The organism is Pseudomonas sp. UBA6699 (assembly GCF_002454615.1).
Lineage (GTDB): Bacteria > Pseudomonadota > Gammaproteobacteria > Pseudomonadales > Pseudomonadaceae > Aquipseudomonas > Aquipseudomonas juntendi.
In genome coordinates this window covers 98946-117205 of record NZ_DKJF01000080.1, presented here as the reverse complement: position 1 = coordinate 117205, position 18260 = coordinate 98946, and the positions used below count along the sequence as shown (strand labels likewise).

18 protein-coding genes and 1 pseudogene are annotated in these 18260 nt (G+C 63.2%); 12 read left to right on the top strand and 7 right to left on the bottom strand.

Features of this window, described 5'->3' with window-relative positions; all coding sequences use genetic code 11:
• Window positions 1-62: 62 nt before the first annotated feature.
• Both coaBC and dut read left to right on the top strand, forming a co-directional pair.
• The gene (gene coaBC / locus B3361_RS15865) at window positions 63-1274 is read left to right on the top strand and encodes a bifunctional phosphopantothenoylcysteine decarboxylase/phosphopantothenate--cysteine ligase CoaBC (protein WP_009681996.1); all 1212 of its coding nucleotides are present in this window, start codon (window positions 63-65) and stop codon (window positions 1272-1274) included.
• Window positions 1275-1279: 5 nt separating this feature from the next.
• Complete coding sequence (gene dut / locus B3361_RS15860; protein ID WP_054905199.1) at window positions 1280-1735, top strand: dUTP diphosphatase; 456 nt, start codon at window positions 1280-1282, stop codon at window positions 1733-1735.
• On the opposite strand, the gene B3361_RS15855 is transcribed toward dut, so the two are convergent.
• Window positions 1717-1857 carry a hypothetical protein gene (locus B3361_RS15855; protein ID WP_165944130.1) on the bottom strand — a complete coding sequence of 47 codons (141 nt, stop codon included), beginning with the start codon at window positions 1855-1857 and terminating at the stop codon, window positions 1717-1719. The genes dut and B3361_RS15855 overlap by 19 nt on opposite strands.
• Before the next feature lie 16 nt (window positions 1858-1873).
• Here B3361_RS15855 and B3361_RS15850 point away from each other — a divergent pair.
• Both B3361_RS15850 and argB read left to right on the top strand, forming a co-directional pair.
• Window positions 1874-3247 (top strand): annotated as a pseudogene (locus B3361_RS15850) (phosphomannomutase/phosphoglucomutase); the annotation flags it as partial.
• 30 nt (window positions 3248-3277) lie between these two features.
• On the top strand, window positions 3278-4183 hold the full coding sequence (argB, locus tag B3361_RS15845; RefSeq protein WP_009681993.1) for an acetylglutamate kinase: 906 nt from the start codon (window positions 3278-3280) through the stop codon (window positions 4181-4183).
• A 117-nt stretch (window positions 4184-4300) separates the two neighbouring features.
• On the opposite strand, the gene pyrE is transcribed toward argB, so the two are convergent.
• Complete coding sequence (pyrE, locus tag B3361_RS15840) at window positions 4301-4942, bottom strand: orotate phosphoribosyltransferase (RefSeq protein ID WP_054905201.1); 642 nt, start codon at window positions 4940-4942, stop codon at window positions 4301-4303.
• Window positions 4943-5022: 80 nt separating this feature from the next.
• Between pyrE and B3361_RS15835 the strand changes: the two genes are divergently transcribed.
• The gene (locus B3361_RS15835; RefSeq protein WP_003253401.1) at window positions 5023-5802 is read left to right on the top strand and encodes an exodeoxyribonuclease III; all 780 of its coding nucleotides are present in this window, start codon (window positions 5023-5025) and stop codon (window positions 5800-5802) included.
• 140 nt (window positions 5803-5942) lie between these two features.
• On the opposite strand, the gene rph is transcribed toward B3361_RS15835, so the two are convergent.
• Complete coding sequence (rph, locus tag B3361_RS15830; RefSeq protein WP_009681991.1) at window positions 5943-6665, bottom strand: ribonuclease PH; 723 nt, start codon at window positions 6663-6665, stop codon at window positions 5943-5945.
• Window positions 6666-6870: 205 nt separating this feature from the next.
• Between rph and B3361_RS15825 the strand changes: the two genes are divergently transcribed.
• Both B3361_RS15825 and gmk read left to right on the top strand, forming a co-directional pair.
• Complete coding sequence (locus B3361_RS15825) at window positions 6871-7734, top strand: YicC/YloC family endoribonuclease (protein ID WP_054905203.1); 864 nt, start codon at window positions 6871-6873, stop codon at window positions 7732-7734.
• A gap of 13 nt (window positions 7735-7747) precedes the next feature.
• Window positions 7748-8368 (top strand): guanylate kinase, encoded by a 621-nt coding sequence (gmk, locus tag B3361_RS15820; RefSeq protein WP_054905204.1) that lies wholly within the window; start codon window positions 7748-7750, stop codon window positions 8366-8368.
• A gap of 123 nt (window positions 8369-8491) precedes the next feature.
• Here the strand turns inward: gmk and B3361_RS15815 are convergent, their stop codons facing one another.
• The 3 genes from B3361_RS15815 to B3361_RS15805 form a co-directional block, all read right to left on the bottom strand.
• Window positions 8492-10033 (bottom strand): APC family permease, encoded by a 1542-nt coding sequence (locus B3361_RS15815; RefSeq protein ID WP_047149774.1) that lies wholly within the window; start codon window positions 10031-10033, stop codon window positions 8492-8494.
• 79 nt (window positions 10034-10112) lie between these two features.
• The gene (locus tag B3361_RS15810) at window positions 10113-10886 is read right to left on the bottom strand and encodes a gamma-glutamyl-gamma-aminobutyrate hydrolase family protein (RefSeq protein ID WP_054905205.1); all 774 of its coding nucleotides are present in this window, start codon (window positions 10884-10886) and stop codon (window positions 10113-10115) included.
• Window positions 10887-10890: 4 nt separating this feature from the next.
• Window positions 10891-12234, bottom strand: coding sequence for a glutamine synthetase family protein (locus tag B3361_RS15805; protein WP_370593786.1), 1344 nt, complete (start codon window positions 12232-12234; stop codon window positions 10891-10893).
• A gap of 246 nt (window positions 12235-12480) precedes the next feature.
• Here B3361_RS15805 and B3361_RS15800 point away from each other — a divergent pair, with 246 nt between their 5' ends.
• From B3361_RS15800 to B3361_RS15780, 5 genes are all read left to right on the top strand, one after another.
• Window positions 12481-13353 (top strand): LysR family transcriptional regulator, encoded by an 873-nt coding sequence (locus B3361_RS15800; RefSeq protein WP_009684533.1) that lies wholly within the window; start codon window positions 12481-12483, stop codon window positions 13351-13353.
• A 205-nt stretch (window positions 13354-13558) separates the two neighbouring features.
• Window positions 13559-13822 carry a DNA-directed RNA polymerase subunit omega gene (rpoZ, locus tag B3361_RS15795; RefSeq protein ID WP_003253383.1) on the top strand — a complete coding sequence of 88 codons (264 nt, stop codon included), beginning with the start codon at window positions 13559-13561 and terminating at the stop codon, window positions 13820-13822.
• A 59-nt stretch (window positions 13823-13881) separates the two neighbouring features.
• Entirely contained in the window at window positions 13882-15990 is a 2109-nt protein-coding gene (gene spoT, locus B3361_RS15790; RefSeq protein WP_009684532.1) for a bifunctional GTP diphosphokinase/guanosine-3',5'-bis pyrophosphate 3'-pyrophosphohydrolase, read from the top strand.
• Window positions 15991-16013: 23 nt separating this feature from the next.
• Complete coding sequence (locus B3361_RS15785; protein ID WP_009684531.1) at window positions 16014-16394, top strand: RidA family protein; 381 nt, start codon at window positions 16014-16016, stop codon at window positions 16392-16394.
• Window positions 16395-16452: 58 nt separating this feature from the next.
• The gene (locus tag B3361_RS15780) at window positions 16453-17184 is read left to right on the top strand and encodes a hypothetical protein (RefSeq protein ID WP_009684530.1); all 732 of its coding nucleotides are present in this window, start codon (window positions 16453-16455) and stop codon (window positions 17182-17184) included.
• A 142-nt stretch (window positions 17185-17326) separates the two neighbouring features.
• Here the strand turns inward: B3361_RS15780 and B3361_RS15775 are convergent, their stop codons facing one another.
• Window positions 17327-18184: an SDR family oxidoreductase gene (locus B3361_RS15775; protein WP_054905206.1), complete on the bottom strand. Its 858-nt coding sequence runs from the start codon at window positions 18182-18184 to the stop codon at window positions 17327-17329.
• Window positions 18185-18260: the final 76 nt, after the last annotated feature.

Here is an 18260-nt window from a genome sequence, read left to right as displayed (position 1 = left end):
GACGTTCTGCCGCAGGCATTTGCAAACGTCGCCGCCCGCTCTCACTGGAAAAAGGCAAGCCTATGCAGCGGCTGTATCGCAAGCGCATCGTTCTCGGCGTGGGGGGCGGCATTGCCGCCTACAAAAGCGCCGAGCTGATTCGCCGTCTCCTGGAGCACGGCGCGCAGGTGCGCGTCGTCATGACCCGTGGGGGTGCCGAATTCATCACCCCGCTGACCCTGCAGGCGCTGTCGGGCCACCCGGTGCACATGGACCTGCTGGACCCGGCTGCCGAAGCGGCCATGGGCCACATCGAACTGGCCAAGTGGGCCGACCTGGTCTTGATCGCCCCGGCCACCGCCGACCTGATGGCGCGCATGGCCCAGGGCATGGCCGATGACCTGCTGACCACCCTGGTACTGGCCACCGACGCCACCGTGGCGGTGGCCCCGGCGATGAACCAGGCCATGTGGCGCGACCCGGCGACCCAGGCCAACCTCGACCTGCTCAAAAGCCGTGGCATCCAGGTATTCGGCCCGGCCTCCGGCAGCCAGGCCTGTGGTGACGTGGGCCTGGGGCGCATGCTCGAGGCCACCGAGCTGGCCTGGTGCGCGGCAGAAAGCTTCAAGCGCCAGGCCCTGACCGGCAAGCATGTGCTGATCACCGCCGGGCCGACCCAGGAAAACATCGACCCGGTGCGCTACATCACCAATCATAGCTCCGGCAAGATGGGTTTCGCCCTCGCCGAGGCGGCAGCTGAAGCAGGGGCTCGGGTGACCCTCGTGACCGGCCCGGTGCACCTGCCAACCCCGGACCGGGTCAGCCGTATCGACGTGGTCAGCGCGCGGGACATGCTCGCGGCCTGCGAGGCGGCCATGCCGTGCGACCTGTTCATTGCCTCGGCAGCCGTTGCGGACTACCGCCCGGAAGTCGTTGCCACACAAAAACTGAAGAAAGATCCTACGACCGGCGACGGCATGCTGCTGCAGATGGTGCGCAATCCCGATATCCTTGCCACCATCGCCGGCCGCGCCGACCGCCCGTTCAGCGTCGGCTTTGCCGCCGAGACCGAACACCTGCTCGATTACGCCACGCGCAAGCTCAAGGACAAGAACCTCGACCTGATCGTCGCCAACGATGTGGCCAACCCCAGCATTGGCTTCAACAGCGAAGAAAATGCCTTGACCGTGATCGACCGCCAACAGCACCAAACCCTCTTCGCGCAGACCAGCAAGGGCAAGATCGCCCGGCAACTGGTCGCCTTCATCGCCGAACGGCTCAACCAGGTTCAATAAGTTACATGCACGCTCTTCAAGCCAAGATCCTCGACTCACGCCTGGGCAGCGAATTTCCGCTGCCAACCTACGCCACCCCCGGCTCCGCTGGCCTCGACCTGCGCGCCCTGCTCCAGCAAGACACCGTCCTCGAACCAGGCCAGACCCTGCTGATTCCTACCGGCTTGTCGATCTACATCGGCGACCCGGGCCTGGCCGCAATCATCCTGCCGCGCTCGGGCCTGGGCCATAAGCACGGCATCGTGCTGGGCAATCTGGTCGGGCTGATCGATTCGGACTACCAGGGCGAGCTGATGGTGTCATGCTGGAACCGCGGCACCACCCCTTTCACCATCGCCGTGGGCGAGCGTATCGCCCAGCTGGTGCTGGTGCCGGTCGTGCAGGCGCATTTCGATATCGTCGAGGCCTTCGATGAAAGCCAGCGCGGCGCTGGCGGCTTCGGTCACTCCGGCAGCCACTGAGCCGAAACACGACCGTTCAGGCCAAGGATGGCGAACTCTCTGGTGAAACCACCGTCCAAGCGTTCAATTTGCGCCTGCCCAGAAAGCCTTTGATTAATGGAGCTTCCAGAGATGAACGACATGGCCCACCTGGTCCCCGCCACATTGCCAGACAGCATTTTCCGCGCGTATGACATTCGCGGCGTGGTCGGCAAGACCTTGCACGCCGAAACCGCCTACTGGATTGGCCGCGCCATTGGTGCGCAAAGCCTGGCCCAGGGCGAACCGCAAGTCTCGGTAGGCCGCGATGGCCGCCTGTCCGGGCCAATGCTGGTGGAGCAACTGATCAAGGGCCTGGTCGATGCCGGTTGCCAGGTCAGCGACGTCGGCCTGGTGCCAACCCCGGCCCTGTACTACGCGGCCAACGTATTGGCCGGCAAGTCGGGCGTGATGCTGACCGGTAGCCACAACCCGTCCGACTACAACGGCTTCAAGATCGTCATCGCCGGCGACACCCTGGCCAATGAACAGATCCAGGCCCTGCTGACCCGCCTGAAAACCAACGACCTTACCCTGGCTGCAGGGCGTGTGGAAAAAGTCGAGATCCTCGACCGCTACTTCCAGCAGATCGTCGGCGACGTGAAGCTGGCCAGGAAGCTCAAGGTCGTGGTGGACTGCGGCAATGGCGCCGCCGGTGTGATCGCCCCCCAGTTGATCGAAGCCCTGGGCTGTGAGGTGATCCCGCTGTTCTGCGAGGTGGACGGCAACTTCCCTAACCACCACCCGGACCCAGGCAAGCCGGAAAACCTCGAAGACCTGATCGCCAAGGTCAAGCAGACCGGCGCCGACATCGGCTTGGCCTTCGATGGTGACGGCGACCGCGTCGGCGTCGTGACCAACACCGGCAGCATCGTCTACCCCGACCGCCTGCTGATGCTGTTCGCCCAGGACGTACTGGGACGCAACCCGGGCGCCGAGATCATCTTCGACGTCAAGTGCACCCGGCGCCTGACCCCGCTGATCGAACAACACGGTGGCCGGGCGCTGATGTGGAAAACCGGCCATTCGTTGATCAAGAAGAAGATGAAACAGACCGGTTCGCTGCTGGCGGGCGAGATGAGTGGTCACATCTTCATCAAGGAACGCTGGTACGGTTTCGACGACGGTATCTACAGTGCCGCGCGCCTGCTGGAGATCCTCAGCAAGGCCGAACAGAGCGCCGAAAACCTGTTTGCCGCCTTCCCGAACGATATTTCCACGCCGGAAATCAATATTGATGTGACCGACGAGGGTAAATTCAGCATCATTGATGCACTGCAACGCGACGCCGACTGGGGCGAAGCCAACCTGACCACCATCGACGGTGTGCGGGTCGACTATGCCCATGGCTGGGGCCTGGTTCGCGCCTCCAACACCACACCGGTGCTGGTACTGCGCTTCGAGGCCGACAGTGACGCCGAATTGCAACGTATCAAGGATGTTTTCCGTACCCAGTTGCTGCGGGTTGATCCTGAGCTGCAACTGCCGTTCTGACCGATTATCTGTTCCTCACAGGAGCCCTGCATGACCCTCGATCGCGATGCCGCTTCCCATGTAGCCGAGGTTTTGTCCGAAGCGCTGCCCTACATCCGCCGCTTTGTCGGCAAGACCCTGGTGATCAAGTACGGCGGCAACGCGATGGAGAGCGAGGAGCTCAAGACCGGCTTCGCCCGTGACATCGTGCTGATGAAAGCGGTCGGTATCAACCCGGTGGTCGTGCACGGGGGTGGCCCGCAAATCGGCGACCTGCTCAAGCGCCTGTCGATCGAAAGCCACTTCATCGACGGCATGCGCGTGACCGATTCGGCGACCATGGACGTGGTGGAAATGGTGCTGGGCGGCCAGGTCAACAAGGACATCGTCAACCTGATCAACCGCCATGGCGGCAGCGCCATCGGCCTGACCGGCAAGGACGCGGAGCTGATCCGCGCACGCAAGCTGACCGTCAGCCGCCAGACCCCCGAGATGACCACCCCGGAAATCATCGACATCGGTCACGTGGGCGAAGTGGTGAGCGTGAACACCGACCTGTTGAACATGCTGGTCAAGGGCGACTTCATCCCGGTCATCGCGCCAATCGGCGTGGGTGTCAACGGTGAGTCCTACAACATCAACGCCGACCTCGTGGCCGGCAAGGTGGCCGAAGCGCTGAAGGCCGAGAAGCTGATGCTGCTGACCAACATTGCGGGCCTGATGGACAAACAGGGCCAGGTCCTGACCGGCCTGACCACCGAGCAAGTCAACGAGCTGATCGCCGATGGCACCATCTACGGCGGCATGCTGCCGAAGATCAAGTGTGCGCTGGATGCAGTGCAGGGCGGCGTTAACAGCTCGCACATCATCGACGGCCGCGTGCCGAATGCGGTGCTGCTGGAGATCTTCACCGACAGCGGCGTGGGCACCCTGATTACCAACCGCAAGCCGCGCTGAGTGATCGGTTAGCCTGTACCGGCCCCTTCGCGGGCGTGCCCGCGAATAGGCCAAAACAGGCGGCACAAAAAAGGCGACCTTCACAAGAAGGTCGCCTTTTTCATTTCCGGGCCAGGATCAGATCCCGTACTGCGCCCGGTAAGCTTCGACAGCCGGCAGGTGCTGCTTGAGCTGTGGGTCGTCAGCCAGGAACTCCAGCACCTGGGTCAGCGAAACGATGCTGACCACTGGAATGCCGAAGTCACGCTCCACTTCCTGGATAGCCGACAGCTCGCCATTGCCACGTTCTTCGCGGTTCAGCGCGATCAGCACGCCGGCGGCCTTGGCCTGCTGGGCGTTGATGATCTGCATGACCTCACGGATGGCAGTGCCGGCGGTGATCACATCGTCGATGATCAGCACATCACCGGCCAGCGGTGCGCCAACCAGGCTGCCGCCTTCGCCGTGGTCCTTGGCTTCCTTGCGGTTGAAGCACCATGGCACATCGCGCTGGTGCTGGTCAGCCAGCGCCACGGCAGTGGTCGCCGCCAGCGGAATGCCTTTGTACGCAGGGCCGAACAGCACATCGAACGGGATCTTGCTGTCGACGATGGCGGCGGCATAGCAGCGGCCCAGTTCAGCCAGGGCGGAACCGGTGTTGAACAGGCCGGCATTGAAGAAATACGGGCTGGTACGCCCCGATTTCAGGGTGAATTCACCGAAACGCAGTACCCCGCGATCGATGGCAAAACGGATAAAGTCGCGCTGATACGGCTGCATGAATAGTCCCGGACACCACGGATTTAGCTAAATGGGTTGAGCTCGGGTATCATACACGCACGAGATTTATGGGGCCATTTATGCGGATCATCAGTGTGAACGTTAATGGCATTCAGGCTGCGGCCGAGCGTGGTTTGCTCAGCTGGCTTCAAGCCCAGAATGCCGACGTCATCTGCCTTCAGGATACCCGCGCCTCGGCCTTTGAACTCGATGACCCAGCTTTCCAGCTCGATGGCTATTTCCTTTATGCCTGCGACGCGGAGGTGCCAGCCCAAGGTGGTGTGGCCCTTTATTCGCGCATGCAGCCCAAGGCAGTCATCACCGGCCTGGGCTTCGAGACAGCCGACCGCTACGGGCGTTACCTGCAAGCAGATTTCGACAAAGTCAGTATTGCCAGCCTGCTACTGCCTTCGGGCATGAACGGCGACGAAGACTTGAACCAGAAATTCAAGTTGATGGACGACTTCGCCAAGTACCTGGACAAGCAGCGCCGCAAGCGCCGCGAGTACATCTATTGCGGCTCGTTCTACGTGGCGCAGCAGAAGCTCGACATCAAGAACTGGCGCGACAGCCAGCAGTCGCCTGGCTTCCTGGCGCCGGAGCGTGCGTGGATGGATGCGATCACGGGCGAGATGGGTTACGTCGACGCCCTGCGCGAAGTCAGCCGTGAAGGCGACCAGTACAGCTGGTGGCCAGACAACGAGCAGGCCGAGATGCTCAACCTGGGCTACCGGTTCGACTACCAGATCCTCACCCCGGGCCTGCGCCGCTTCGTGCGCAACGCCCGCCTGCCGCGCCAGCCGCGCTTCTCGCAGCATGCGCCGCTGATTGTCGACTATGACTGGACGCTGACCATCTGAAGCCATTGGGGCTGCTTTGCAGCCCCGTTCGCGGGCGTGCCCGCGAACGGGGCCACAGAAAATCTATGTGATCGGCCGCCAGATCAGCGGGCCCAGCAGCGCGGAGAGGTGGCAGAACATCTGCACCTCTCCGGCTGGTCTCAATCGGCCAGCGCCGCCTGCTGCAGCTCGAAGATTTCGGTCATGCCTTTCTGCGCCAGGGCGAGCATGGCGTTGAAATCTTCCGGCTGGAACGGCGCGCCTTCGGCAGTGCCCTGCACTTCGATGAAGCCGCCCGCGCTGGTCATGACCACGTTCAGGTCGGTTTCGGCAGCGGAATCTTCCAGGTAGTCCAGGTCGAGCACCGCTTCGCCCTGGTACATGCCGACCGAAACGGCAGCGATCATGTGCTTGAGCGGGTTACCGCCCTTGAGGCCACCGCGCTTCTTGATTACTGCCAGGGCGTCGCACAGGGCAACCATGGCACCGGTGATGGACGCGGTACGGGTACCGCCATCGGCCTGGATCACGTCGCAGTCGACGTACAGGGTGATGTCGCCCAGCTTGCTCATGTCCAGTGCGGCACGCAGAGAGCGCCCGATAAGGCGCTGGATTTCCAGGGTGCGGCCACCCTGTTTGCCGCGGCTGGCTTCACGCTGGTTACGCTCACCGGTGGAACGCGGCAACATGCCGTACTCGGCGGTCAGCCAACCCTGGCCCTGGCCTTTCAGGAAGCGCGGCACACCGTTTTCCACGCTGACCGTGCAGATGACCTTGGTGTCACCGAACTCGACCAGTACCGACCCTTCGGCGTGCTTGGTGTAGTTGCGGGTGATGCGGATCGAGCGGAGCTGATCGGCGGCGCGACCACTTGGACGTTTCATCTGGGATACCTGTACTGGGACTTTGAATCTGGCGAGCATTATAGAGCCGCAAACCCGGTGAGGACATGCCTATTGTCGCGCGCAGACGGCCCGTCGCCTTTTCCTACCCCGACCACCACCTACCGGTAACATAGGCCGATTGGGCGCCACGCCCCCACTGCGCTACAATCCTGCGCCGTTCACTTATCCAAGCGAGGTACTCCCCATGGTGCATAGCATGACCGCTTTTGCGCGTGTCGAGCGCGCCGGCAGCCAAGGCACCCTGGTCTGGGAGCTGCGTTCTGTCAACCACCGTTACCTGGAGCCGCACCTGCGCCTGCCCGAGGCCCTGCGCGACCTCGAAGGCGGCGTGCGTGAAGGCCTGCGCCAAGGGCTGTCACGGGGCAAGGTGGAATGCACCTTGCGCCTGAATGAAGACAGCACCGGCAAGCCGCTGAAGGTCGACCGCGAGCGCGCCGCACAACTGGTCGCCGCCGCCGAAGAAGTGGCCGGGCTGATCAGGCAGCCAGCCGCGCTCAACCCGCTGGAAGTGCTGTCGTGGCCCGGCGTGCTGGTAGCCGATACCAGTGACCCGCAGGCACTCAACGCTGAAGCCATGGCGCTGTTCGACGAAGCCCTGGCCGAACTCAAGGCCGGGCGCCAGCGCGAAGGCCAGGAACTGGCGCGCCTGATCAACGAGCGCCTGGACAGCATGGCCGGTGAAGTCACGACGCTGCGCGCACTGGTGCCGCAGATGCTCGCGGCACAGCGGCAGAAAATCCTCGACCGCTTCGGCGACATGCAGGCAGAGCTCGACCCACAGCGCCTCGAGCAGGAAATGGTGCTGCTGGCCCAGAAAAGCGACGTGGCCGAGGAACTCGACCGCCTCAGCACCCACGTTACCGAAGTACGCCGCGTGCTCAAGGGGGGCGGCGCCGCCGGCCGGCGCCTGGACTTCCTGATGCAGGAGCTCAACCGCGAGGCCAACACCCTTGGCTCCAAGGCCTTCGACCCACGCAGCACGCAGGCGGCGGTCAACCTGAAGGTATTGATCGAACAGATGCGTGAACAAGTACAGAACATCGAGTAAGGCCACCCCAACCATGAACCACAACAGCGGCACCCTCTACATCGTCTCGGCCCCTTCCGGCGCCGGCAAGACCAGCCTGGTCAACGCCCTGATCAAGGAAGACCGGCAGATCCGCGTCTCGGTCTCGCACACCACCCGCGCCATGCGCCCGGGCGAGCAGCACGGGGTGAACTACCACTTCGTCGTGCACGAGGAATTCAAGGCGCTGATCGCACAGGGTGACTTCCTGGAGCATGCCGAAGTGTTCGGCAATTTCTACGGCACGTCGCGCAGCGCACTGCAGCAAACCCTGGACGAGGGCTATGACCTGATTCTGGAAATCGACTGGCAAGGCGCCCAGCAGGTTCGCCGGGTGATGCCCGATGCGTTGTCGGTATTCATCCTGCCACCGAGCCAGCAGGCGCTGCGCCAGCGCCTGGACGGGCGCGGGCAGGACAGCGAAGAGATCATCAATGGGCGCATGAAAGAAGCGGTCAGCGAGATGGTGCACTACGACGAGTACGACTACGTGATCATCAATGATGATTTCGACGAGGCGCTGGAGGATTTGAAGGCGGTGTTCCGCTCGAATCGGCTGGCGCTGAAGAAGCAGCAGCAGCGTCATGCAGTGTTGCTGAAGCAAATGATCGGCTGAAGATCGATGGGGCCTCTTCGAGGCCCTATCGCGACACAAGGCCGCTCCCACATTAGATGGCGTACGCCGTGCTTTTGTGGGAGCGGCCTTGTGTCGCGATAGGGGCGCAAAGCGCCCCCAGCTTCATTCCTGCAAAGGCAGGGTAGCCTGCTGGCGCAGGGTAGCCCCCAGGAAATACGCCGGCGCACGCAGGCGTGACAGCATCATCAGCCCGATGCCCAGCACCGAGATGATCGCGGCAATCACGAACACCAGCCCCACCCCGCCGACATGCGAGCCGCTGCCGAAGTCCGGCGACGCGCTGTCGATGGCGGTCCGCGCGAAGATCACCGACAGAATCACCCCACCCACCAGCGGGCACATGCCACGCATGAAGAAGTGGCGCACGCTGCTGAACAGGCTGCCGCGGAAATACCAGACGCAGGCAAACGCCGTCAGCGAATAGTAGAAACAGATCATCATGCCCAGCGCAGTGATGGTATCGGCCAACACGTTCTCGCTCAGTGTGCGCATGGTCACGTAGAACAGGCCCGCTGCCACACCTGCGCAAATGGTCGCGTAGCGTGGGGTCTGCGAGCGGGGGCAAACACTGGCGAACTTCGGCGGTACTGCGCCGTAATAACCCATGGCCAGCAGCGTGCGCGCCGGCGCCACGAAGGTCGATTGCAACGAGGCTGCGGTACTGGCCAGCACGGCAATGGACATCAGGATCGCCAGCGGCCCCATCACCGGGCCGGCCAGGTGGGCAAACACGTTCTCCTGGATGCGCGGGTTGTTGAGCCCCAGGCCGGTTTCGCTAATGCCGGCAAACTGCAGGGTGGCAATGGCAGTGAACAGGTACAGGCCGAGGATCAGCATGACGGTCAAGGTGGCAGCCTTGCCCGGCACCTCTTCACTGCCAACCGACTCTTCGCTGACGGTCAGGCAGGTATCCCAACCCCAGAAGATAAAGATCGACAGCGACAAGCCCGCGGCAAAGGCCGAGAACGACTCCACGCCGAATGGATTGAACCAGGCCAGGTCGAACGCCATCGGCGGTGGCGCAGTGGTGCCGCCGAACGCGGCGAAGGCGAAGCCGACCAATACCAGCAGTTGCAGGGCCACCAGGCCATACTGCACGGTCATGGTGGTGGCCATGCCCCGGCAGCAGATCCAAACCGCCAGGGCGATGAACACACAACAGGTGACGATGTTGATCAACAGGTTGTCGGCCAGTCCCGCCAGCGCGTGCCTGCCGGTGATCTGGCCGAGGAACAGGTAGAAGAAGTCGACCGCCACCCCCGCCAGGTTGGACAGCACGATGGTGGTGGCAACCACCAGCCCCCACCCCCCGATCCAGCCGATCATCGGCCCGAAGGCGCGCGCCGACCAGGTAAAGGAGGTGCCGCTGTCCGGCTCTGCCGAGTTCAGTTCACGGTAGCCCAAGGCTACCAGCAGCATTGGCAGGAAGCCGACGATGAACACGGCTGGCAGGTGTGCCCCTACCTCACGCACGGTAGGGCCCAGTGCGCCGGTGAGGGTATAGACCGGGGCGATGGTGGAGATGCCCAGTACCACGCTGGCCAGCAAGCCCAGGCGACCCTTGGCCAGGCCTTTGCTGCGCTGATTGTTGCCCGCTTCGGCCGCCACGTCGGGTGGGCGGGCGGCTTCGGTGTAATTGCTCATGAGTATTTGCCGTAAGTTTTGGAATTGTTCTTACAGGCCTTGCGCACAAGGCCCGCTTTCACTCATTGAAAGCTTGCTGTCAGGGGCGCGTCAGCCGTGCGCCCTTCCGTGCTGCATAGGCAGTGCAGGCCTCGCGAAACGCCTGAAACAGGCGCAGCGAGACCGGGTTTTCGCTGAACCGCCACTCTGGGTGCCACTGCACGCCAAGGACGAAGCCCGGCGCACCGGGCATGGACACCGCTTCGATGAGGCCGTCCGGGGCCCGCGCTTCGACCCGCAGGCACGAAGCCAGGCGCTCGATGCCCTGGCTGTGCAGCGAGTTGACCTCGAACTGCGCTGCCAGCCCCAGGCGCTCGAACAAGCCGCCAGGCTCGACGAACACCGGGTGCCGAAGGCCGTACTGCACCTCCAGGGGCGCGTCTTCGGGCTCGCGATGGTCCAGGTAGCCAGGCAGCGCCTGCACACGCTGGTGCAGGCTGCCCCCCAGGGCCACGTTCAGTTCCTGATAGCCACGGCAAATGCACAACACCGGCACACCGGCGGCGATCGCCGCCTGCAGCAGCGGCAGGGTCAGCCGGTCACGCGCCAGGTCATGAAGGGTGCCCGCGGCACTGGGGGCGCCATTGTAATGATGCGGTTCGATATTTGAAGGCGAGCCCGTAAAAACAATGCCGTGCAGGCAGGCCAGCAACGCTTGCGTGTCGCTACCACCGTCACGGGCCGGCAGAATCAGCGGCAGGCCGGCAAACGCGGCCGCCTCGACATACTTGTCGCCAACCGTGTGCGACGAGTTCTTCCCCACCTGCTGGCGGCAGGCGCTGACACCGATCAAGGGGACCGCAGTTGCGCTCATGGGCTTACACCGTGTGCAGGTACCAGTTGTACTCGAGGTCGGAAATCGACACTTCGAACTCGGCCAGTTCGCTTTCCTTGCAGGCCACGAAGATATCGATGTAGTCCGGGCTGATGTATTGGTTGAGCACCTCACTGTCGTCCAACGCACGCAAGGCATCGCGCAGGTTGTTCGGCAGGCTCTGTTCGAGTTGCTCGTAGGAGTTGCCTTCGATCGGCGCCTGGGGTTCGACCTGGTTGGTGAGGCCGTGATGCACGCCGGCCAGGATGGCCGCCAGCATCAGGTACGGGTTGGCGTCGGCGCCGGCCACGCGGTGCTCAAGGCGCACGTTGTCGCTGCTGTCGGTGGGCACGCGGACGGCTACCGTACGGTTGTCCAGGCCCCAGCTCGGCGCATTGGGCACGTAGAACTGGGCGCCGAAGCGGCGGTAGGAGTTGATGTTCGGGCACAGGAAAGCCATCGATGCCGGCATCGTCTCCAGCACCCCACCAATGGCGTGACGCAGGGTGTCGCTCTGCAGCGGGTCGTCACTGGCGAAGATGTTCTTGCCGGTTTTCTTGTCCAGCAGCGAGATGTGCACGTGCAGGCCGTTGCCTGCCTGGCCTGGGTAGGGCTTGGCCATGAAGGTGGTGTCCATTTCATGGTCGTAGGCCACGTTCTTGATCAGCCGTTTCAGCAGGATCGCGTAGTCGCAGGCTTTCAGCGGATCGGCAACGTGGTGCAGGTTGACCTCGAACTGCGCCGGGGCACTTTCCTTGACGATGGCGTCCGCCGGCAGCCCCTGCTCCTTGGCGGCTTCGAGCATGTCCTGCAGGCAATCTGCATATTCGTCGAGGTCGTCGATCAGGTACACCTGGGTCGATTGCGGGCGCTTGCCGGAAATCGGCGAGCGCGGCGGTTGCGGGCGGCCGTTGAGGTTGTCCTGGTCGATCAGGTAGAACTCAAGCTCGAAGGCGGCGCAGATAGCCAGGCCCAGGTCGTCGAACTTGCTGACCACCTGGCGCAGCACTTCCCGCGGGTCGGCGAAAAACGGCTGGCCATCCAGCTCGTGCATGGTCATCAGCAACTGGGCTGTGGGGCGCTTCTGCCACGGCTCATCCGATAACGTGCCAGGGATCGGGAAGCAGATACGGTCGGCATCGCCGATGTCCAGGCCAAGGCCGGTGCTTTCCACGGTGGAGCCGTTGATGTCCAGGGCGAACAGCGACGCCGGCAGGTTGATGCCCTTTTCGTACACCTTGTGCAGGCTGGCTCGCTCGATGCGCTTGCCGCGTACCACGCCGTTCATGTCGGAGATCAGCAGGTCGACGTACTGCGTATCCGGATGGGCCTGGAGGAAGTCTTTCATCTCGCTGGAAGAACTGGCGCACGGGGTGACCGACGTCATGGCTGTACATCCTTTGATTTGCTGCGGCGATGTGGGGGGGTACGGCTGGCGCCTCATGGGCGACGATGGTTGCAGCTGTTGTTCTTTTCACTTCCCATCGTGGGGATTGTTGACCCGACCGGGCGCATTGATTCCGGGGGGCGGTTTCACTATAAAATGGCCCTGATGCAACAGACATTGGCAATTCGGCAAGCAGAGCGTGCACCAATGCAATATCAGATTACCCACGCCGACCTCACTCTGGTCCTGGCACTGGAGCGTGGCCGCTCGCTGGCGAAGGCCGCCGAGTTGCTCAAAGTTGACGTATCGACGGTCTTTCGCTCGATACGCCGGCTGGAATCGGCCCTCGGTACTGCGCTGTTCGTGAAAAGCCGCAAAGGCTACCTGCCAACCGATACTGCCCAGGCCCTGGCCGAGCAGGCCGAGCGTGCCGAGCAGGCGCTGGAGGCCGCGCGCATTGCCATGACCAGTGGCGAGCAGGTGGTCAGCGGCACGGTGCGCCTGACCTGTACCGAGGCGGTCATGCACAGCCTGCTGCTGCCGGCGCTGGCCGAGTTCATGCCCAACTACCCGGCGCTGTCGCTGGAAATGGGCACCTCCAACACCTTCGCCAACCTCAGCCGGCGCGACGCCGACATTGCCCTGCGCCTGACCAATACACCGCCGGAACACCTGGTGGGCCGCAACCTGGGCTCGACGTCCTATGTCATCTGCGGCCAGCCGCAGTGGCGCGAGCGGCTGGCCGAATCGCCTGCCAGCACCCCGTGGATCGCCCCTGACGACTCCATGCAGGACCACCCCACGGTGGTCTGGCGCAACCAGCAGCACCCCGGGTTGAGCCCGCGCTACCAGTGCAGCAGCATGTCGACCATCGCCCAGTTGGTGACCGCCGGGTTGGGCGTGGCGGCGCTGCCGGACTACATGGTGCATGCGCTGCCCGGCGTCGATGCGCTCAGCGGGCCGCTGGCCGGCTGCGACACCCAGCTGTGGCTGCTGACCCGCCCGGACTGCCGGGCACTGCGCTCGGTGCAGACCTTGTTCGAAGAGCTGACCCCGAGGTTGCGCGGCGCGATGCTCTGAGGTTATCGTCAGGCTCATGCGTCGAGGGTGTCTGTTTCGGCCCTTTCGCGGCTGAAACCGCGCCTGCACGGTGCGGTGGCAGGCTTGGGGATGACGCTGCTCGGCAAAACAGCGCTTCCCTATTGGCTGGTGAATTTTTATACTATCGAGTCCGCCTGCCCACTATTGGGCTGCACGCCCACCGCATTTGCTACTGAGGAAGACCATGGCCCGCGTAACTGTTGAAGACTGCCTGGAACACGTGGATAACCGCTTTGAGCTGGTCATGCTCTCGACCAAGCGCGCTCGCCAGCTGGCGACCGGCGGCAAGGAACCACGCGTAGCGTGGGAAAACGACAAGCCTACCGTCGTTGCCCTGCGTGAAATCGCCGAAGGCATCGTCACCAACGAATTCATCGCCGCTGAAGAGATCGTCACCGAGGATCCGGTGTTCGCCGCGTTCGAGGACGAGAACAACGAGGCTGTCTGATTGATGCCAGGTCGACGTCGCACGGCGCAAGGCCCTCTTCCTCGGCAGGAGGTAAACCCATGCCGGGTATAGAAGCCTTGGCCGAACGGCTGTCGACCTATCTTGGCCCTGAACAGGTCAACCTGGTCCGGCGCGCCTATTTCTACGCCGAACAGGCCCACGACGGGCAGCGCCGCCGCAGCGGCGAGCCCTATGTGACCCACCCGCTGGCCGTGGCCAGCATCCTCGCCGACATGCACATGGACCATCAAAGCCTGATGGCGGCCATGCTGCACGATGTGATCGAAGACACCGGTATCGCCAAGGAAGCCCTCAGCCAGCAATTTGGCGAGACCGTGGCCGAGCTGGTTGACGGGGTCAGCAAGCTGACCCAGATGAACTTCGAAACCAAGGCCGAGGCGCAGGCTGAAAACTTTCAGAAAATGGCCATGGCCATGGCGCGCGATATCCGCGTGATCCTGGTCAAGCTGGCTGACCGCCTGCACAACATGCGCACCCTTGAAGTGCTGTCCGGTGAAAAGCGCCGGCGCATCGCCAAGGAAACCCTCGAAATCTACGCCCCCATCGCCAATCGCCTGGGCATGCATACGGTGCGCGTGGAGTTCGAAGACCTCGGCTTCAAGGCCATGCACCCCATGCGCTCGTCGCTGATTCACCGTGCGGTGAAAAGCGCTCGTGGCAACCGCAAGGAAATCGTCGCCAAGATCGAGCACTCGCTGGCCAACTGCCTGGCTGCCGATGGCATCGAAGGCGAAATCAGCGGCCGGCAGAAGCACCTCTATGGCATCTACAAGAAGATGCGCGGCAAGCGCCGCGCCTTCAACGAGATCATGGACGTGTACGCCTTCCGCGTCATCGTTGACAAAGTCGATACCTGCTACCGTGTGCTCGGCGCCGTGCATAACCTGTACAAGCCGCTGCCCGGCCGCTTCAAGGACTACATCGCGATCCCCAAGGCCAACGGTTACCAGTCGTTGCACACCACGCTGTTCGGTATGCATGGCGTGCCCATCGAAATCCAGATCCGCACCCGCGAGATGGAAGAGATGGCCAACAACGGCATCGCGGCGCATTGGCTGTACAAGTCCAACGACGACGAGCAACCCAAGGGCAGCCACGCCCGTGCCCGCCAGTGGGTCAAAGGCATCCTGGAGCTGCAGCAGCGTGCTGGCAACTCGCTGGAGTTCATCGAAAGCGTGAAGATCGACCTGTTCCCGGACGAGGTCTACGTGTTCACGCCCAAGGGCCGCATCATGGAGCTGCCCAAAGGCTCGACGGCCGTCGACTTCGCTTACGCGGTACACACCGACGTCGGCAACAGTTGCATCGCCTGCCGTATCAATCGCCGCCTGGCGCCGTTGTCCGAACCGCTGCAGAGCGGGTCCACGGTGGAAATCGTCAGCGCCCCGGGCGCCCGGCCAAACCCGGCCTGGCTCAACTTCGTGGTTACCGGCAAGGCGCGCACGCACATCCGCCACGCGCTCAAGCAGCAGCGCCGGTCCGAATCCATCAGCCTGGGCGAACGCCTGCTGAACAAGGTGCTGACCGGCTTCGACAGCAGCCTGGAGAAGATCCCTCAGGAACGTATCCAGGCGATCCTGGCGGAGTACCGCCTGGAACTGATCGAAGACCTGCTCGAAGATATCGGCCTGGGCAACCGCATGGCATATGTGGTTGCGCGCCGCCTGCTGTCAGCCGAAGGCGAACAGTTGCCCGCACCGGAAGGGCCGCTGGCGATCCGCGGTACCGAGGGGCTGGTACTGAGTTATGCCAAGTGCTGTACACCCATCCCGGGCGACCCGATCGTCGGCCACCTGTCGGCAGGCAAGGGCATGGTCGTGCACCTGGAGAACTGCCGCAACATCAGTGAAATCCGCCACAACCCGGAAAAATGCGTGCAGCTTTCCTGGGCCAAGGACATCACCGGCGAGTTCAATGTCGAACTGCGGGTCGAACTGGAGCACCAGCGCGGCCTGATTGCCCTGCTTGCCAGCAGCGTCAACGCGGCCGACGGCAATATCGAGAAAATCAGCATGGACGAGCGCGACGGCCGTATCAGTGTGGTCCAACTGGTGGTCAGCGTACACGATCGCGTGCACCTGGCCCGTGTGATCAAGAAGCTGCGTACCTTGACCGGTGTGGTCCGCATCACCCGCATGCGTACGTAGTCCGCCAACCGCAAGGAGTCATCATGAGCAAGACCGTCATCAACAGCGACAAGGCCCCCGCCGCTATCGGTACCTACTCGCAGGCGATCAAGGCCGGCAATACCGTGTACATGTCCGGCCAGATCCCGCTGGACCCGAAGACCATGGAGCTGGTCGAAGGCTTCGAAGCCCAGACCGTGCAGGTATTCGAGAACCTCAAGGCCGTGGCTGAGGCTGCCGGCGGTTCGTTCAAGGACATCGTCAAGCTGAACATCTTCCTGACTGACCTGAGCCACTTCGCCAAGGTCAACGAGGTGATGGGCCGCTACTTCGAACAGCCTTACCCAGCCCGCGCCGCGATTGGCGTTGCCGCGCTGCCAAAAGGCGCCCAGGTCGAAATGGACGCCATCCTGGTCATCGAATGATGCCTTGGGCGACGGGCACCCTGCCCGTCGCCCCCTCTCCTGCGCAAGGTTTCCCGACATGCGTCACGCACTGCCCCTCGCGCTGGCAGCCCTGCTCCTGAGCGGCTGCGCCAGCCACAAACCCGAAGATTTCAACGGCACCTGGATCAACCAGGCTGCGATCAAGGCCGCGGTAAAGGGCGACAGCCTGCGCCAGGCCCTCAATGAAAATGGTCCGGTATTCGAGTGGAAGCTCGACGTCGCCAACCAGCAGGCCAGCTACAGCAATGGCTTCGAAGCGGCGGACGGCCAGCTGGTCACGCTCGACAAGCAATTGCAGGCCAACTTTGACGGTGGCCAGACCGAGCAGCTTGCGCTGGACGGTGACGAACTGCTGACCACAGACCAGAGCGGCGCAAAGCAGGCTTTTGTCCGCGTACAACCCTCTGCCACCGCCAACGCCTCGCTGGGCAGCAGCTTTGAAAAAGCCCTGTACCAAGCGTATCTGGGCGGTGAATGGACCATTCTCGAAGGCCAGGGCCAAGGCGGAAAAGTACGCTTCAGCGATACCGGCAACGTCACTGGCTTGCCTGGGCCAGACCGTTTCGCCCTGTGCCTGGCCGGCGACTGCGCCACCATGGGCGGCAGCAACGACAGCCTGTGGCTGGAGCGCAACCAACGGGGTGCGCCTTTCATCATCAAGCGTGACGGCGACAAGCTGGAGATCTTCCAGGCGGTGAACCGTGCCCAGGCTGATGACATGCCCCAACTGGCAGCGGGCAAGCGCCAGTGGTTGCTGGAAAAAAACTGAAGCCTGCAGCAGCGGCCTTGTTTCGCGACAGGGCCGCAACACGGCACCAGGGCATCAGCGTCGGCGCGTGGATTGCCAGGGCTGCGTTGCAGCCCAATCGCAACGCCAGGCCGCGCCTACAGAAGTCGCGTCAAGGGTGTGGTCAGGCTTTCGCCGCCAGGATGGCTGCGTAGCCTTCCTTGTAACTCGGATACACCGGTGCCCAGCCCAACGCCTTCACCCGTGCGTTGCTGCAGCGCTTGCTACCGGTACGCCGCACGCGCTGTTCATCTGACCACTCGGTAACCCCCAGGTAGGCCCGCAACCAGGCCACCACATCGGCCAGCGGTGCCGGATCATCGTCAACCCCGATGTAACAGTCGTCCAACGCCTTGCCATCAGCATCTTCCTGCAGCAGAAACGCCAGCAAGCTGGCAGCATCTTCGGCATGAATACGGTTGCCGTACAGCGGCGGCTGCTCAGCCACCCGATAGCCTTGGCGTACCTGGCTCAGCAGCCACTCGCGGCCGGGGCCGTAGATGCCAGTGAGGCGCACCACACTCGCCGGTATGCCGCTGCCAAGGGCCAAGCGCTCCGCTTCCAGCATCACCCGCCCCGAATACCCCTCGGGCTCGGTCGCCGACCCTTCCTCAACCCACTCGCCGTCCTTCTGCGCATACACGCTACTGCTTGACACGAACAGCAAGCGGCGCGGCCGTTGGCCACGCTCGGCCAGCCAGGCCAGCACATGGCGTAAACCGTCGACATAGGCCGCCCGGTAACCCGCCTCGTCATGCTGGCTGGCCGCCACGCAGTACACCAGGTAGTCCAGCGTACCCCGTGGCCATGCGGCTGGCAGCGAAGGCTCGGCCAACTCCGCAGCCACCGGGTGAACCCCCGCAGGCAATTGCCCCACCGAACGGCGCAGACCGCTGACCTGCCAACCACGTGCCAGCATCTGCCGGGCCAAGCGCCCGCCTACATCACCACAACCCACCACCATCACGGAAAGGTCTGACATCACAAAACTCCCTGGACCAACTGATCAGCCCAACCACGCTACACGATGGATGGCTAGACCATAGGCGAAAAAAGCT

Coding starts and splice junctions, on each gene's coding strand:
- coaBC (WP_009681996.1), top strand. CDS start 63: ATGCAGCGGCTGTATCGCAAGCGCATCGTTCTCGGCGTGGGGGGCGGC.
- dut (WP_054905199.1), top strand. CDS start 1,280: ATGCACGCTCTTCAAGCCAAGATCCTCGACTCACGCCTGGGCAGCGAA.
- B3361_RS15855 (WP_165944130.1), bottom strand. CDS start 1,857: ATGTCGTTCATCTCTGGAAGCTCCATTAATCAAAGGCTTTCTGGGCAG.
- argB (WP_009681993.1), top strand. CDS start 3,278: ATGACCCTCGATCGCGATGCCGCTTCCCATGTAGCCGAGGTTTTGTCC.
- pyrE (WP_054905201.1), bottom strand. CDS start 4,942: ATGCAGCCGTATCAGCGCGACTTTATCCGTTTTGCCATCGATCGCGGG.
- B3361_RS15835 (WP_003253401.1), top strand. CDS start 5,023: ATGCGGATCATCAGTGTGAACGTTAATGGCATTCAGGCTGCGGCCGAG.
- rph (WP_009681991.1), bottom strand. CDS start 6,665: ATGAAACGTCCAAGTGGTCGCGCCGCCGATCAGCTCCGCTCGATCCGC.
- B3361_RS15825 (WP_054905203.1), top strand. CDS start 6,871: ATGGTGCATAGCATGACCGCTTTTGCGCGTGTCGAGCGCGCCGGCAGC.
- gmk (WP_054905204.1), top strand. CDS start 7,748: ATGAACCACAACAGCGGCACCCTCTACATCGTCTCGGCCCCTTCCGGC.
- B3361_RS15815 (WP_047149774.1), bottom strand. CDS start 10,033: ATGAGCAATTACACCGAAGCCGCCCGCCCACCCGACGTGGCGGCCGAA.
- B3361_RS15810 (WP_054905205.1), bottom strand. CDS start 10,886: ATGAGCGCAACTGCGGTCCCCTTGATCGGTGTCAGCGCCTGCCGCCAG.
- B3361_RS15805 (WP_370593786.1), bottom strand. CDS start 12,234: ATGAAAGACTTCCTCCAGGCCCATCCGGATACGCAGTACGTCGACCTG.
- B3361_RS15800 (WP_009684533.1), top strand. CDS start 12,481: ATGCAATATCAGATTACCCACGCCGACCTCACTCTGGTCCTGGCACTG.
- rpoZ (WP_003253383.1), top strand. CDS start 13,559: ATGGCCCGCGTAACTGTTGAAGACTGCCTGGAACACGTGGATAACCGC.
- spoT (WP_009684532.1), top strand. CDS start 13,882: ATGCCGGGTATAGAAGCCTTGGCCGAACGGCTGTCGACCTATCTTGGC.
- B3361_RS15785 (WP_009684531.1), top strand. CDS start 16,014: ATGAGCAAGACCGTCATCAACAGCGACAAGGCCCCCGCCGCTATCGGT.
- B3361_RS15780 (WP_009684530.1), top strand. CDS start 16,453: ATGCGTCACGCACTGCCCCTCGCGCTGGCAGCCCTGCTCCTGAGCGGC.
- B3361_RS15775 (WP_054905206.1), bottom strand. CDS start 18,184: ATGTCAGACCTTTCCGTGATGGTGGTGGGTTGTGGTGATGTAGGCGGG.